Annotated in this window: 14 protein-coding genes and 1 pseudogene; 11 read left to right on the forward strand and 4 right to left on the reverse strand. The window is 72.3% G+C overall.

The genetic code is table 11. The features are described from left to right. Position 1 precedes the first annotated feature (1 nt). Positions 2–523 carry a nucleotide exchange factor GrpE gene (grpE, locus tag ACSHXN_RS37795; RefSeq protein WP_383353603.1) on the forward strand — a complete coding sequence of 174 codons (522 nt, stop codon included), beginning with the start codon at positions 2–4 and terminating at the stop codon, positions 521–523. Between the two features lie 30 nt (positions 524–553). Here grpE and ACSHXN_RS37800 read toward each other — a convergent pair whose 3' ends face one another. Beyond that, complete coding sequence (locus ACSHXN_RS37800) at positions 554–1,066, reverse strand: hypothetical protein (protein WP_438306528.1); 513 nt, start codon at positions 1,064–1,066, stop codon at positions 554–556. Positions 1,067–1,478: 412 nt separating this feature from the next. On the opposite strand from ACSHXN_RS37800, the gene ACSHXN_RS37805 reads away from it, so the two are divergent. Beyond that, positions 1,479–1,913, forward strand: a complete 435-nt coding sequence (locus ACSHXN_RS37805; protein ID WP_355141939.1) for a protease inhibitor — start codon at positions 1,479–1,481, stop codon at positions 1,911–1,913. A gap of 138 nt (positions 1,914–2,051) precedes the next feature. Here the strand turns inward: ACSHXN_RS37805 and ACSHXN_RS37810 are convergent, their stop codons facing one another. Then, positions 2,052–2,240 (reverse strand): hypothetical protein, encoded by a 189-nt coding sequence (locus ACSHXN_RS37810; RefSeq protein WP_355141941.1) that lies wholly within the window; start codon positions 2,238–2,240, stop codon positions 2,052–2,054. A gap of 62 nt (positions 2,241–2,302) precedes the next feature. Here ACSHXN_RS37810 and ACSHXN_RS37815 point away from each other — a divergent pair. Then, positions 2,303–2,443 (forward strand): annotated as a pseudogene (locus ACSHXN_RS37815) (RNA-guided endonuclease TnpB family protein); the annotation flags it as partial. An 824-nt stretch (positions 2,444–3,267) separates the two neighbouring features. Then, positions 3,268–4,134 carry a Cof-type HAD-IIB family hydrolase gene (locus ACSHXN_RS37820; RefSeq protein ID WP_355141943.1) on the forward strand — a complete coding sequence of 289 codons (867 nt, stop codon included), beginning with the start codon at positions 3,268–3,270 and terminating at the stop codon, positions 4,132–4,134. A gap of 13 nt (positions 4,135–4,147) precedes the next feature. Here ACSHXN_RS37820 and ACSHXN_RS37825 read toward each other — a convergent pair whose 3' ends face one another. Further along, a complete protein-coding gene (locus tag ACSHXN_RS37825; RefSeq protein ID WP_356114917.1) occupies positions 4,148–5,389 on the reverse strand; it encodes a PP2C family protein-serine/threonine phosphatase in 1,242 nt (413 codons plus the stop codon). A gap of 82 nt (positions 5,390–5,471) precedes the next feature. Next, positions 5,472–6,476, reverse strand: a complete 1,005-nt coding sequence (locus ACSHXN_RS37830; RefSeq protein ID WP_356114921.1) for a zinc-binding alcohol dehydrogenase family protein — start codon at positions 6,474–6,476, stop codon at positions 5,472–5,474. Positions 6,477–6,613: 137 nt separating this feature from the next. On the opposite strand from ACSHXN_RS37830, the gene ACSHXN_RS37835 reads away from it, so the two are divergent. The 7 genes from ACSHXN_RS37835 to ACSHXN_RS37865 all read left to right on the forward strand — a co-directional run bounded on the left by ACSHXN_RS37835 (position 6,614) and on the right by ACSHXN_RS37865 (position 13,727). Beyond that, positions 6,614–7,411, forward strand: coding sequence for a VOC family protein (locus tag ACSHXN_RS37835; protein WP_355141947.1), 798 nt, complete (start codon positions 6,614–6,616; stop codon positions 7,409–7,411). 129 nt (positions 7,412–7,540) lie between these two features. Next, complete coding sequence (locus ACSHXN_RS37840) at positions 7,541–8,230, forward strand: ribonuclease H family protein (RefSeq protein ID WP_355141949.1); 690 nt, start codon at positions 7,541–7,543, stop codon at positions 8,228–8,230. Between the two features lie 206 nt (positions 8,231–8,436). After that, positions 8,437–10,518 carry a SpoIIE family protein phosphatase gene (locus ACSHXN_RS37845; protein ID WP_355141951.1) on the forward strand — a complete coding sequence of 694 codons (2,082 nt, stop codon included), beginning with the start codon at positions 8,437–8,439 and terminating at the stop codon, positions 10,516–10,518. 162 nt (positions 10,519–10,680) lie between these two features. Then, positions 10,681–11,118, forward strand: coding sequence for a PPOX class F420-dependent oxidoreductase (locus ACSHXN_RS37850; RefSeq protein ID WP_355141952.1), 438 nt, complete (start codon positions 10,681–10,683; stop codon positions 11,116–11,118). Positions 11,119–11,290: 172 nt separating this feature from the next. Continuing rightward, positions 11,291–11,581, forward strand: coding sequence for a hypothetical protein (locus ACSHXN_RS37855; RefSeq protein ID WP_438305464.1), 291 nt, complete (start codon positions 11,291–11,293; stop codon positions 11,579–11,581). A 77-nt stretch (positions 11,582–11,658) separates the two neighbouring features. Further along, the gene (locus ACSHXN_RS37860; RefSeq protein ID WP_356114914.1) at positions 11,659–12,873 is read left to right on the forward strand and encodes a PP2C family protein-serine/threonine phosphatase; all 1,215 of its coding nucleotides are present in this window, start codon (positions 11,659–11,661) and stop codon (positions 12,871–12,873) included. A gap of 116 nt (positions 12,874–12,989) precedes the next feature. Next, on the forward strand, positions 12,990–13,727 hold the full coding sequence (locus tag ACSHXN_RS37865; RefSeq protein WP_438305467.1) for an SDR family NAD(P)-dependent oxidoreductase: 738 nt from the start codon (positions 12,990–12,992) through the stop codon (positions 13,725–13,727). Positions 13,728–14,004 lie beyond the last annotated feature (277 nt).

Here is a 14,004-nt window from a genome sequence, read left to right on the forward strand (position 1 = left end):
CATGGACCGGAGCCGGCCGCAGAGCCCGGAGTTGCTCCGTCTGCTGGACGAGCGCACCGCCGATCTGCAGCGGGTGAAGGCCGAGTACGACAACTATCGCAAGCAGGTCCGCCGCGACCGTCTGGCGGTGCGCGAGATCGCCACGGAGAACGTGTTGCGGGCGCTGCTGCCCGTCCTGGACGCGGTCGAAGGGGCCCGTCGTCAGGAGTCCATGACGCCGGGCCTCAAAGCCGTCGCCGACGTCCTGGAGGCGCAGCTGGCGTCTCTGGGCCTGAAGGCGTTCGGGGAGGCGGACGAGCCGTTCGACCCCACACGCCACGAGGCGGTGACGCATGTCGTCGCGCCGGGAGCCGAGCGGCTGACCTGTACCGAGATCCTGAGCCGCGGGTACCTGGTCGGTGACCGGCTGCTGCGTGCCGCGCGCGTCACGGTCACCGGCCCGCCCGCCTCCGGCAGGGGCGGGGGAGCGGAACGGACCGCCGGAGGCGGAGGCGGCGGCGAACACCGGGACCCGCGGGGGTGATCCGGTGTATGTGGTGACAGCGGACCCCGGTCATTCCTCCTCGGTGGGTGCGTCGGCCGGTCGGTCCCCGAACTCCGTGTCGGGTCCCTGGGCCCGCACCCGCTGCACCTGCTCCAGCGACTCGCGCAACTCCGAGAGCCAGTCGTCGGTGTGCCGCTGCACCAGGCGCACACACCAGGCGAGCGCGTCGCTGCGGCTGCGGGCGACCCCGCCGGCGATGAGCGTGTCCAGCACCTGACGCTCGGGCTGGCGCAGCCGGGTCATCACGGGAGCCGCGATGTGCGTGAACAGTGCACGCTGACCCCCGCACTCCACGCCCCAGGAGACCTTCTTGCGGAACCGGTGCTCCGCCTCGCGCGCCACCGCGACCCGGTCCTCGCGCGTGCGTTCACGGAACTCCTGGACACGGGCCCCGATCGCCGCCTCCCTCTCGGCGGGCGAGGCGCCCTCGGCGAGCCGCGGCTCGGGGACACGGCCGACCACGGTGATCTCCTCGCGGTCGACGACGACCTCCACCAGGCTCTCGAAGAGGTCGTCGGGCAGGCGGCCGGCGAACCAGCCGCGTAGCTGTTCGTGCTGTTGTAATGACGATTACTCCACCTCGGCGTGAAGGCAAGGGCGCGGAGGGGGTGTTTGCCAGGAGCTGAAGACAGCGCTTGCGGTCATGGCCAAGCGGAATGTTTCAGGCCGATTGCCGAGCTGTGGGATTCCGGCCAGAAGGCCGCTTTCCGTCCCCGCTGCCCGTGCGATGCCGGGCCGCACACGTTCGAATTCCGTGACTTCACGCCACTGATTCAATACTCAAAGTTACCGAAACGAGGGGGGTCGATGTGAGTTTCCCGCTCGGACTCGGCAGACTCCGGCTCGCCGAACCGGCACCTCGAACGGTCCGGGATCCCGCACAGGCACCACCGACCCGGACCGCGACCCCGTCACGAGCGGAAGGATGCACACAATGCCGAACACCGCGCGCTGGGCAGCGGCCCTCACCCTCACGGCCACCGCCGTCTGCGGCCCCCTCACCGGGTCCGCCCTCGCCGCCCCGGACACCGCCCCCGTCTCTCTCTACGCCCCCTCGGCGCTCGTCCTGACCACAGGTCACGGCGAGAGCGCAGCTCTCGTCACGCCCCAGCGCGCGGTCACCCTGACCTGCGCTCCCGGCGCCTTCGGCAGTCATCCGGACGCCGTCGACGCCTGCGCCGAACTACGCGCCGTCGGCGGCGACTTCGACGCGCTGGCGATCAGAGACGGCGTCTTCTGCACCAAGCAGTACGACCCTGTGGTCGTCACCGTCCAGGGCGTCTGGCAGGGCAAGCGCGTCGACTACGAACGGACCTTCGCCAACGAGTGCGTGAAGAACACCTACGGGACAACCGTCTTCACGTTCTGAGAGACGCGGATCGCGAGGTGCCCGCACATGTCGATCCAGGGCTTGTGACTGGGGAGTGCAAGCCCTGACGCGGTGCTCCACGCGATCTCGCAGCGGAGCCGGCCGGACGGAGTGGGGCCGTCCGGCCGGCCTCCGCAATCACTCGCCGCTGATGGACCAGCGCCCGACCTCGCGATAGCCGGAGTCGTGGACGGCCGATCCGTCGCCGGGCTCGAGCGCGAAGTGCCCGAGGTTCCCGCCCCAGTAGCGCAGGATCCGCCCCAGCTCCGAGGCGGCCTTCCCGTCCCAGCCCGTGTCTCCCATGTCGACCTCGAGAACGAACTTCACCGGGTTCCTCCGAGGATGCCCCGGCCTCTTCAGGCCGGGGAGGAATCGGATTCCTGCGGAGCACGTATACCTGCACGCGATGCGGAGCCATGCGCCCTCGGGACAAGAATTCCGCGTTCGTGATGCTGGTCCGGGCGGGTTGGTGCCCGGCAGGTGCTGAGGGCGTAAGACCTTCCGGGCCGCTGGCCCGGAAGGCTGCCTGAGCCTGGAATCCCCGCACACGCCCGAAGGCACCCCGCAAGGGGCGTCCGGCCGCAAGGCCGGACGGGAATCCCCGCCTTCAGGCGGGGGAGCCTTCAAGTACGCGTCTCCCCTTCCCCCCATACAGTGATCGTCCGTAGGCCCTCGGCTCCATCGTTTCATCGACGCCCTCGTCGGGACCCGGCAATCCCGGCAGCGGCCACAGGCGGGTGAGCAGGCCCGCCGCGCGGAGCGCCGGCCCGAGGAGTCCCTCGGCGGAACCGGGCGCCGTCGGCCCGGCCGCGGTGGACTCCGGGTGCCCCCGGGCGGTCGGACGGCAGACCGTACGATGGGGTCCACGACGAGGCGACGGCGCCGACGACACAGGGACCCTACGACAAGGGATGCGATGGAGATCCGCCGAGCGCCCGCCGGGGCCGGCCTGCCGGACATGGCTCCGGTCCGTGAACCGGCCTTCCGGATCGTGCCGGACACCGATTCCCAGCAGACGCCCGCGGCCCGTGCACGCCCGGCCGGCACGGCCACGGTGCGGAGCAGGGCCCACGACAGGCATCCCCTCGCCGTGCACGAACCGGAGGCCGGATCGGCTCTCCTGCAGATTCACGCCTCGACGGCACTGCCCCGTTCCCCCCGGCCGGAACGGCTGTTCCGGCCGCTGCGGACGCCGCCGCCGGTGACCCCCGCGAGTCGGCGCGCGCCCGCAGCCGTCGCCCCGTGCCGTGGCGGACCGCGCATCCGAGCCCGTAACGACTGACCCGCACCTGGAACCGCGCTCGCTCGGACGCGGACACCTCCCCGATCGCCGCCCCGCACAAGAAAGCAGGCCATGTCCTCCACCGCGCCCTCGTGTCTCCCGACCTCCCCCGAACTGCCGAGCGAGCCCGTGGACATCCGACTCGTCGTCACCGACATGGACGGCACGCTCCTCGACGGCACCGGGCGGATACCCGAGGACCTCTGGCCGCTCCTCGCCGAACTGCGCCGGCGCGGGGTGCTGTTCAGCCCGGCCAGCGGACGCCAGTACGCGACCCTGGCACGGCAGTTCGCCGACGCGGGGGACGGCATGGTCTTCGTCGCCGAGAACGGCACCTATGTCGTACGCGACGGCGTGGAACTCGGCTCCGATCCGCTGGACGCAGCGGTGGCCGCCCGCGTGATCCGGACGACACGGCGGCTCGCGGCCGAGGGAGTGGACATGGGCGCGGTCCTGTGCGGCAAGCAGTCCGCCTACGTCGAGCGCGCGGACGAGGCCTTCGTGGCCGAGGCGAAGCGGTACTACGCCGTGCTGCGCATCGTCGACGACCTCACCGCCGTCGAGGACGAGTTCCTCAAGGTGGCGCTCTACGACTTCGGGCCCGTGGAGCGGACCACCGCCCCCGCCCTCGCGCCGTTCGCGGCGAGCCATCAGGTCGTCGTCTCGGGCGAGCACTGGGTGGACATCATGAACGCCACCGCCAACAAGGGTGCCGCTCTGCGCAGGCTCCAGCGGGAGTTGGGCATCACACCCGCGCAGACGCTGGTGTTCGGCGACTACCTCAACGACCTCGAGATGCTCGATGCGGCCGAATGGTCCTTCGCCATGGCCAACGCGCACCCGGACGTGCTGCGGCGCGCCCGCTATGTGGCACCGCCGAACACCGAGAACGGCGTCCTGCGCACGATCACCCGGCTGCTGGGGTTGCCCACGCGCTGAGAACGGCCGCGGCTCACACCTCCGGGCGGCGGCGGATGCGGGCCGCCAGGACCGCGACGTCGTCCTCCGCATGGCGGGCGTCGAGCCGGGCCAGGACGTCGGCGAGCAGGTCCTCGACGCTCGTTCCGGGCCGCAGCCGCAGCCCGGCGAGCCGGGCCAGGGAGACGTCGATGTCCTCCTCCCGCCGCTCCACGAGCCCATCGGTGAACAGCAGCAGCGTCTCCTCGGGCGCGAGTGTCCGGGTGATGAGTTCGTAGCCTCCCACTCCCGTCCCGAGCGGCGGTCCGACCGGTACGTCCAGCAGCTCTCCGGTTCCGTCCGCGCCGAACAGCGCCGGTGGCAGATGCCCCGCGCTGGTCAGCGATGCCGTGCCCCGCGCCGGGTCGACCTGGACGAGGACACAGGTCGCCGGACGGCGGCTGCCGTCCTCGGCGACGGCGGCGTCCAGCCGGCGCAGCACCCGATGGGGCGGCAGGTCCGTGGAGGCGATGTACCTCAGCATCGAGCGGTAGGCGTTCATGTCGACCGCCGCGTCCAGGCCGTGGCCCATGACGTCGCCCAGGACCAGCAGGGTCCTGCCGAAGTGCAGCCGCACCGTCTCGAACCAGTCTCCGCCCACCAGGGTGCCGCCACCGGCCGGCAGATAGCGGGTGGCCAGGTCCAGGTTGGGATGCGGCCGCCCCGGCTCGGACAGCAGCGCCCGCTGGAGGCGGTACACCGTGCCGCGCATGTCCGTGTACCGGCGTGCGTGCCCGAGGTGCACGGCCGCCAGTCGCGCCGCGAGATGGGGGACGGCGGTGTCCCGGTCCGCGAACGCCGGGCCGTCGCGCACCGCCAGGAGCACCCCGTACAGCCGGCCGTGCCCGACCAGCGGAACGGTCATGACCTGGCATGGCGCCCGCCCGGACGGGTCCACCGTAGCGGTGGTCGGACGGCCTTCGTCCAGCGCCCGCACGGACAGCGAGCGGGAGCCGCCCTCGCCCGATGCTGCGAGGAGCTCCGCCGGTCCCGCCGTCGCCACCCGCTCCAGGTGCGGGTCGGACACGGGCACCATCGAGGGGATGTCCTTGGGCAGCAGGTCAACGGCCGCCGCGTCGCAGACCAGGTCGCACACGTAGTCGACCAGTTCCTGGCAGGTGGTGTGCTCATCGAGCGTCGTGCCGATCGACTCCAGCGCGTTGTCCAGTCCGTACAGCGTCGACGACACCTCGGAGCCCACGCCGTACGGCGGGTCTGCAGCGTGGCCACCGCCCACAGTGCACCTCCGCGACGACGCCTCTCCGAGTCCATCCACGCACGGGACCGCCCCGTACGCACCCGGGCACCTGCGCCCCTGGTCAGAGATCGTTCACCAGCACGGCAGCCCCGTCGAAGCGCCCGGCCTTCAGATCGGCGAGGGCGCGCTGCGCCTGTGACAGCGGATAGGGGTGTGTCGTGGCGCGTACGCCGTAACGGGCCACGAGCTCCAGGAACTCCCGGCCGTCCTGACGCGTGTTGGAGGTGACGCTGCGCAGTTCCTTCTCGTAGAACAGCTCGCTCTCGTAGCTCAGGCCGGGCACGTCGCTCAGATGGATGCCGGCGACCGCGAGGACCCCGCCCCGGTCCAGCGCCCGCAGCGCCACCGGGACGAGGTCGCCGACCGGTGCGAACAGGATCGACCCGTCGAGCGGCTCCGGCGGCGCGTCGTAGGCATCGCGCGCCGACGTGCACCCGAGGTCGAGCGCGAGTCGCCGGGACGCCTCGTCCCGGGTCAGGACGTGCACGGTGGCTCCTTGGGCCAGGGCGACCTGCGCGCACAGATGAGCACTGCCGCCGAAGCCGTACAGCCCGAGGCGCCCGCCCGACGGCAGCGACGTCCGCAGCAGCGCCCGGTATCCGATGATTCCCGCGCACAGCAGCGGGGCCAGCGCGACGTCGGGCACGTCCGCCGGGAGCCGGTAGGCGTACGCGGCCGGCACGGTCGTGTACTCCGCGTAGCCGCCGTCGGAGGTCCAGCCGGTGTACTCGGAGTCGGGACACAGGTTCTCGGCCCCGCGCACGCAGTACCGGCAGGTGCCGTCCGTGCGGCGTAGCCATGCGGCCCCCACCCGCTCGCCGACGGCCCATCCGCTCACGTCCGCGCCCGTCCCGGCGACCTCGCCCACGACCTCGTGGCCGGGTGTCACCCCGGATCGGCGCACCGGCAGATCACCCTCGGTGACATGCAGATCCGTACGGCACACACCGCAGGTCCGCACGTGCACCAGCAGCTCGTCGGGCGCCGGCTCCGGGACCGGTCGCTCCACGAACCGCAGCGGCTCCCGCTCGACGGGAGCCGGTCGGTCCACCACCCATGCGCGCATCGTCAGTGCCCCGTCCCGTCCCATGACCGTCCCCGTTCCAGTGTGGATCAGGACCGCGGTTCGGCGCGCGGCGCGGCACGGGCCTGGCTAACGTGAGGAACGCAGCCCGATCCGTCGTACGGGGAAGGTCGAACGCCATGGCGGTTCAACCCGAGGGAACCCCCTGCTGGGCCGACGCGATGTTCACCGACGTCGAAGCGGCCATGTCCTTCTACGGCGACGTCCTGGGGTGGACGTTCGGTGAGACGTCGTCCCGGTACGGCAACTACACGCAGGCGTACGCCGACGGCAGGGCGGTCGCCGCGGTCGTGCCGCCCATGGACGGTCAGGAGGGCCAGTCGGCCTGGTGCCTGTACCTCGCCGCGGCCGACGCCACCGCGACCGCGAGGAGGATCAAGGACCACGGCGGTGCGGTGCTGATGGAACCGGTGCAGGTCGGGGACTTCGGCACCATGGCCTTGGCCCGTGACCCGAGCGGCGCGGTCTTCGGCGTCTGGCAGGCCGGCGTCCACGAGGGTTTCGAGGTGCGGGGCGTGCCCGGCGCCTATTGCTGGGCCGAGGTGTTCACCCGCGAACCGGACCGGTCCGACGCGTTCTTCCCCGCCGTCTACCCCTACCGTGCCAAGCAGATCGAGGACGAGGCGATCGACTTCCGCGTCTTCGAACTCGACGGGAACCCCGTGCTCGGCCGGATGAGGATGACGGACGACTTCCCGCCGGAGCTTCCGCCGTACGTCAACGTGTACTTCACCGTCGAGGACTGCGACGCGGCCGTCCAGCGGGCCACCGAGCACGGTGGCGTCCTGCGGTTCGGCCCGATGGACAGCCCCATCGGTCGTTTCGCCGCGCTGAGCGACCCCCAGGGCGCGAACTTCTCGGTCATCGACGTCACCACCACCCGGGGGCGGATGCCGGAGACGACCGATGTCTCCTGACGGCTGACACCGGGGCACCTGCGCGCACGTCCCGGCGGCATGCACGGGCGCCGGCCGGCCCGCGGTCCAGCCCCTCCCCGGCAGCAGGCGCCCGCACCCCGGGAGCCGTGGCGAGGTCCGGAGCGTGGCATGATCGGGGGCATGCCTGAACGTGTTGTGGCCGCCTGTGACGGGGCTTCGAAGGGGAACCCCGGACCTGCCGGATGGGCCTGGGTCGTCGCCGACGAGGACGAGATCCCGACCCGCTGGGAGGCGGGCCCGCTGGGCAAGGCGACCAACAACGTTGCCGAACTCACCGCGCTGGAACGTCTGTTGACCGCCGTCGCGCCGGATGTCGCGCTGGAGATCCGGATGGACTCCCAGTACGCGATGAAGGCGGTCACGACCTGGCTGCCCAACTGGAAGCGCAACGGCTGGAAGACCGCGGCCGGCAAGCCCGTCGCGAACCAGGACCTGGTCGTGCGTATCGACGAGCTGCTGGACGGCCGTGAGGTCGCGTTCCGCTACGTCCCCGCGCACCAGGTCGGCGGCGACCGCCTCAACGACTTCGCGGACCGCGCCGCCAGCCAGGCGGCCGGCGTGCAGGAAGCGGCCGGCAGCGCGTACGGCTCCCCGGAGCCGCCGGCGTCTGCGCAACCGGCGGCGGCCGCCGCGTCCCGCCGCCCCGCACCCGCGAAGAAGCGCGCCACCGGGCGCACCCTCAAGGCGAAGTTTCCCGGCCGCTGCGTCTGCGGCCGCCCCTACGCCGCGGGCGAGTCGATCGCCAAGAACGCCCAGGGCTGGGGCCACCCCGAGTGCCGGACGGCCGGCGACGCCTGACGGCCGGGGAACCCTCCACCGCGGTGGCGTGACGGCACGGGCCGCCTTGCCCCCATCCGGCGAAGCGCTTGTTGTCCGGTCCCGGTCACATGGCGCGGCGGAGCGCGCCGGTTCGCCGGATGCACAGGGGCGGAGTACACCGGAAGAGGGACACCCGAGCCGCTCGCGGTGCGCACCGCCGTCGTGCGGCACTGGAGGTGACTTCCATGGCAGAACGCCGTGGGGGCAGCGACGCACGTGACGCCGGGATGGCGACGCTGGACGCCTTGTTCGCCCGGTCGCCGATCGGTCTGGCCGTGCTGGACACCGATCTGCGGGTGCTGCGGATCAGCACCGCGGGCCCGGCCACGCGTGGCCTGCGGGAAGAGGACCTCGTCGGGCGGCCGCTTCCCAACGCGCACCACATGGTGGAGGAGAAGGCGGCCAGGGACCTCCTGCGGGGTGTGCTGAAGGACGGCGTTCCGGTGCAGGGACGGATCATGCGGGCGCGGCCGCCCACGAACCACGGTCACGAACGTCTGTACGAGATCTCGGCCTTCCGGCTGGAGGAGCGTTCGGGCACGGTCCTCGGCGTGGCGATGACGGTGGTGGACGTCACCGACCGGGAGAAGGCCCGGATCCGGCTCGGCATTCTGGACGCCGTGCGCGAGTGCGTGGGACGCACCCTCGACGTGGTGGCCACATGCCAGGAGCTGGCCGACGAGCTGGTCCCCGCGTTCGCCGACGTGGTGGTCGTGGAGGTGGTGGACGCCGTGATCCGGGGCGACGACCCCCCGCTGTCCCCGCTGCCCCGCGATGCGCGGCTGCGGCGTGTCGCCTTTCGCAGCAATGCCGCCGGAGTGCAGCCCCAGGCGTACCCGGTGGGGGACGTCCGGGCCATTCCCGGACCGACCCCCTACAGCCAGGCCGTGGCCGACCTGCGACCGCGTACCGTGGCGCTGCGCCCCGACCTGCCGTGGCTGACGGCCGACCCGGCGCGTGCACGCGCCATCAGCGAGACCGGGTCGCACAGCCTGCTCGCCGTCCCGTTGGACCTGCGCGGCGCCGTGATCGGTCTGGTGTCCCTGTACCGCGCCAGGACGCCCGGCGCGTACGACGAGGACGACCTCGAACTCGCCCGGGACGTGGCCCGGCACACCGCCCTGTGCATCGACAACGCCCGGCGCTACACCCGGGACCACACGGTGGCGGCCACCGTCCTGCGGCACATCCTCCCGCTGTTCCCCGCCTCGCTCACCGCGCTGGAGTCCGCCGGCATCGCCCGTCCCGGTGAGGGCGGCAGCGGGTGGTTCGACACCATCGGCCTGTCCGGCGCACGGACCGCCCTGGTCGCCGGAACGGTCGCGGGGGGAGGCATTCAGGCGGCGGCGACCGTCGGGCAGTTGCGCACCGTGGTCCATTCCTTCGCCGCGCTCGACCTCGACCCGGAGGAACTCCTCGCCCGGCTGAACGACACCGCCGCGCTCCTCGCGGCCGAGCGCGCGGCGGTGCCGCCCGGCACCCCGCTGCACCGCGAGCCGCTGACCGCGAGCTGTGTGTACGGCGTGTACGACCCGCTGACCCGGATGTGCACCGTCGCCCGGGCGGGGCACCCGGCTCCGGTCGTGGTGCATCCCGACGGCACCGTCGACCGTCCGGACACCCCGGCCGGGCCGGGGCTGGGCAGTACGGATCGGGCGCCGTTCGCCGCCGACCGCATCCGGCTCCCGCACGGCAGCGTGATCGCCTTCGCCGGCAACGCGGTGCTGGCCTCGCACCTGACCTGTGAGAGAAGTCCGCTCCGCCTGGCGGTGGCGGACGGCGATCAACCCGTGCAGCAGCTCTGCGACGACATCCTGTACGGCCTGCCGGCCGACATGGAGGCGGACGACGCCGTTCTTCTGGTGGCCCGCACGCGTCCCTTCCCCTGCGACCGCATCGCCACCTGTCGACTCGACGACGAGCCCACCGCCGCCGCGACGGCCCGGCGGTACGCGCGCGACCGGCTCGCCGACTGGCGGGTGGGTCAGGAGACCGCGCTCAACGCCGAGCTCATCGTCAGCGAACTGGTCACCAACGCTCTGCGCTACGGCGGCCCGCCCCTCGAGTTGCGTCTGATCCTGGACCGGGGACTGACCTGCGAAGTCAGTGACTGCAGCGCCACGGCACCGCACCTGCGGCACGCCCGCACCACGGACGAGGGCGGACGCGGACTGTTCATCGCCTCGCAGCTGTCCCAGGCCTGGGGGACCCGTTACTCGCCCGACGGCAAGACCGTGTGGACCGAGCAGGCGCTCGAACCACCGTGATCGCACACGCCCCGGCGGAGCCCTGCCACGGCCGGAGGGGTTCGATGCGTGTGCCGCGGTGAAGCCGCCGGAGCCGGGCTCAGGAGTCGGTCGTTCGAGGGAAGCCGCACCGGGCGCCGGCCTGCACGCGTGTCCGCCCGCGCGGGGCGGCGTTGAAGGAGTGTGACGAACCAGAACACCCGATTGCCCCGGGAACTGCGGGAACTGATCGAGTCCGGCCCCATGGCCCACCTGAGCACCGTCAACCCCGACGGCAGCCCGCAGGTGACCGTCATCTGGATCGGACTGGACGGAGACGACGTCGTCAGCGGCCACATGGCGCGGCATGTGAAGCTGCGCAACATGGAGCGGGACGCCAGGGTCGTGCTGTCCTTCGACGCGCCCAGGGTCCGGGGCGCCTTCTTGAACGAGTACGCCGTGTTGCGGGCCCGTGCCACCGTGCAGCCGAGCGACGGCACCTGGGACCTGCTCAACCGCCTGGCCAAGGTCTATGTCTCACCGGAGACCGAGTTCCCGGCGCCGAAGGGCCCCGGCTACATCGTGCGCTACGCGGTCGAGCGCATCGGCGGGGTCGGCCCGTGGGCGGCGCCCTCGCACTGAGGCCGACCGGGCGTCCGCTGCCGGACATCGGTGCCTCCCGAGCGGTGTGCGCGCAGGCGCGTGGCGCACCCCGGTCCGCGGTTCGGGGGCACGCCACGCGGATGTGCCGTTCCGTCAGTGATGTGCGGCGGGAGGGGGGGATCTCCTGTCGGCGCCACGGGAGCCGTGGTGCGTGCTCGCAAGCCAGCGCACCTGCTCCGGGGCCGGTTCGGCGGCCGCGGCGGACGTGGCCACGACGTGTGAGGCCGATGCCCGGGTGCGCAGGGTGCGCAGCAGGACGGGGACGGTGATCGGCCAGGGCCGCGCCGGGCCGGATCACGTTGTGCAGGGCGGTGGTGATCGCGTCGGCGGCGACCGGGAGGGTGGTGCGGACCTCGCCGTTGAGCCGCTCGGTCACCGCCGCGGGGCCGGAGACCGTGTCGCGGATCCGGCCCGGGGCGCGGGCGGCCCCGACGCCGGGTGAGGCAGCCGCCCGCGGCGCATACTGGAGAAGGTGGGGCGGGACAGGACGACCGGTCATGAGCGTTTGTGGGAAGCGCGGTGACAGAACCGGGGATCGACTACCGAGCCGTCTTCGAGGCGTCGCCCAGCGCGATGCTGGTACTCGACGCCGCTTTTGTGATCCTGGACGCGAACGCGGCCTATCAGCGGCTGGTGGGCCGCACCCGCGACCAACTCGTGGGCCAGTACCTCTTCCAGGCCTACCCGGACAACCCGTACGACGGTCACGGCGCGGGGCGCGACGACATGGAGTCGTCGCTGCGCCGGGTGCTGAAGACCGGCTGCCCGGACGCGGTCGGTCCCATGCGCTTCGACGTGGAGGATCCCGGTCGGCCGGGGGCCTTCGCCGAGCGCTACTGGAGCCCCATCAACGCCCCCGTCCTGGACGCCGACGGACGCGTCGCCCTGATCGTGCACCGTCTCGCGGAGGTGACCGACCTCGTCGTGTCCGGTCCCCCCGGCATCGACGACCGGCGCCTGCAGATGGAATCGGAGCTGTATGCGCGCTCCCGCGAGCTGCAACGGGTCAACGAGTGGCTGCGCGAGGCCAACGCCCGGGAACGGCAGGTGGCCCTCACCCTCCAGAGCGCGATGCTGCCCGCCCCTCAGCCGCTGGCGCACCACCAGGCGGCGGTGCGCTATCGCCCCGCGCTCAACACCCTCAACGTCTGCGGTGACTGGTACGACGTCACCCGGCTGGCGACCGGCGACCACGCCGTGGCCGTCGGGGACGTCGTCGGTCACGGCCTGGCAGCGGCCGGTGTCATGGGTCAGCTGCGCAGCGCCCTCAGCGCCGTCATCCGGGTCGCGAACGGCCCCGCCGCGGCACTCGACGTGCTCGACACCTACGCCCGCTCCGTCGACGGGGCCCTGTCCAGTACCGCCGTGCAGACCGTCATCGCCGCGGACGGCCGTCGCATCGCCTACAGCAGCGCCGGTCATCCGCCCCCGCTCCTGGCCGACCCGGACGGCACCGTACGCTTCCTGGACCGGTCGACGGACCCCCCGCTCGGCGCCGCTCCCCGACCCACCCCGCGCCCCCAGGCCACCGCCACGTGCGCGGGCGGTGCCACCCTCGTGCTGTACACCGACGGCCTGATCGAACGTCGCGGGGAGGACATCGACGAAGGCCTGCGACGTCTGGCGGACCGCCTCGCCGAACACCACCGGCACCGGGTCGAGGACCTGGCGGACGCGCTGATCGAGCTGAGCGCCGGGACCGACGACACGGCTCTGGTCGTCCTCCGGCTGTGAGCGAGCAGCCACTGCGGTGCCGACCTCTGCAAGAGCAGAGACGGGCCGCCTCGCAAGCCTCGTTCCCGGTGCCCGGCGAACGAGGCCCGGGCAGCACATCACGAAGGAAAGACATCATGGAAATGTCCGGACGCACGGCCCTTGTCACCGGTGCCACCGCAGGCATCGGTCGCGCGGTGGCCGTTCTGCCGGCGCGCGAGGGTGCGGAGGTCGTTGTGCACGGCCGCGATGCCGAGCGGGGTGCCGCAGTTGTCGGGGAGATCCAGGACGCGGGCGGAACGGCCCGCTTCGTGCAGGCCGACCTGGTCGACCCCGAGGACGTCCGGCATCCGGCGGACGCGGTGGGTGATGCCGACGTCCTGGTCAACAACGCCGGCATCTACGAGTTCCGGCCGACCGGGGGCATGAGCGTCGATCTGTTCGACCTGCACATGGACCTCAACACCAAGGCGCCCTACCTACTCGTGCGCGCGCCGGCTCCCGGCATGGTCGAACGCGGCCGCGGCTCCGTCGTGAACATCAGCACCCTGGCCGTCGCGGTCACCACCGCGGGCACCGGTATGTATGCGGCGTCCAAAGCGGCGCTGGAGCAGCTCACCCGGGTCTGGGCGGCCGAGTACGCCGAGGGCGGTGTGCGCGTCAACGCCGTCGCACCCGGTCCCATCCGTACCCCCGGAACCGATGCCATGGATCCGGCCACCGTCAGGGCCATCGCCGACACCACGGCCATGCGCCGCATCGCCGAGCCGGAGGAGGTCGCCGAAGCGGTGGTCTTCCTCGCCTCCGACCGGGCGAGCTATGTCACCGGGGCCCTCCTGGAGGTGGCCGGTGGCCGCCGCGCGATCGGTGGCTGACCTTTCGCCGTCGTTCCGGGCCATGTCCTGCCGACCCCGGGGGTGCCGCTCGCGTGCTGCTGCCGATCAGGCCCGACCGCACATGGACCGCCTCCTGAACGCCGTCATCGTTCTGTGGAACGAACGAGCCGGAGCGTAGGGTGCCTGTGGTGGCGTGTCAACGGCCCACGTCCGGTGCATAGTTGTGGGCCATTCCACCCCGATGTGCCGGCCACCGGCCGCCGGCAGCCGTTCTTCGAACCGAACCTTCATGTCCCCATTGACACTCTGGAAACGG

The organism is Streptomyces sp. HUAS TT11 (genome assembly GCF_051553595.1).
GTDB lineage: Bacteria > Actinomycetota > Actinomycetes > Streptomycetales > Streptomycetaceae > Streptomyces.

What these genes read in the sequence shown, in the direction of transcription:
- ACSHXN_RS37865 (WP_438305467.1), top strand. Translation starts at nt 12,990, where the DNA reads ATGGAAATGTCCGGACGCACGGCCCTTGTCACCGGTGCCACCGCAGGC.
- grpE (WP_383353603.1), top strand. Translation starts at nt 2, where the DNA reads ATGGACCGGAGCCGGCCGCAGAGCCCGGAGTTGCTCCGTCTGCTGGAC.
- ACSHXN_RS37805 (WP_355141939.1), top strand. Translation starts at nt 1,479, where the DNA reads ATGCCGAACACCGCGCGCTGGGCAGCGGCCCTCACCCTCACGGCCACC.
- ACSHXN_RS37840 (WP_355141949.1), top strand. Translation starts at nt 7,541, where the DNA reads ATGATCGGGGGCATGCCTGAACGTGTTGTGGCCGCCTGTGACGGGGCT.
- ACSHXN_RS37830 (WP_356114921.1), bottom strand. Translation starts at nt 6,476, where the DNA reads ATGCGCGCATGGGTGGTGGACCGACCGGCTCCCGTCGAGCGGGAGCCG.
- ACSHXN_RS37845 (WP_355141951.1), top strand. Translation starts at nt 8,437, where the DNA reads ATGGCAGAACGCCGTGGGGGCAGCGACGCACGTGACGCCGGGATGGCG.
- ACSHXN_RS37835 (WP_355141947.1), top strand. Translation starts at nt 6,614, where the DNA reads ATGGCGGTTCAACCCGAGGGAACCCCCTGCTGGGCCGACGCGATGTTC.
- ACSHXN_RS37820 (WP_355141943.1), top strand. Translation starts at nt 3,268, where the DNA reads ATGTCCTCCACCGCGCCCTCGTGTCTCCCGACCTCCCCCGAACTGCCG.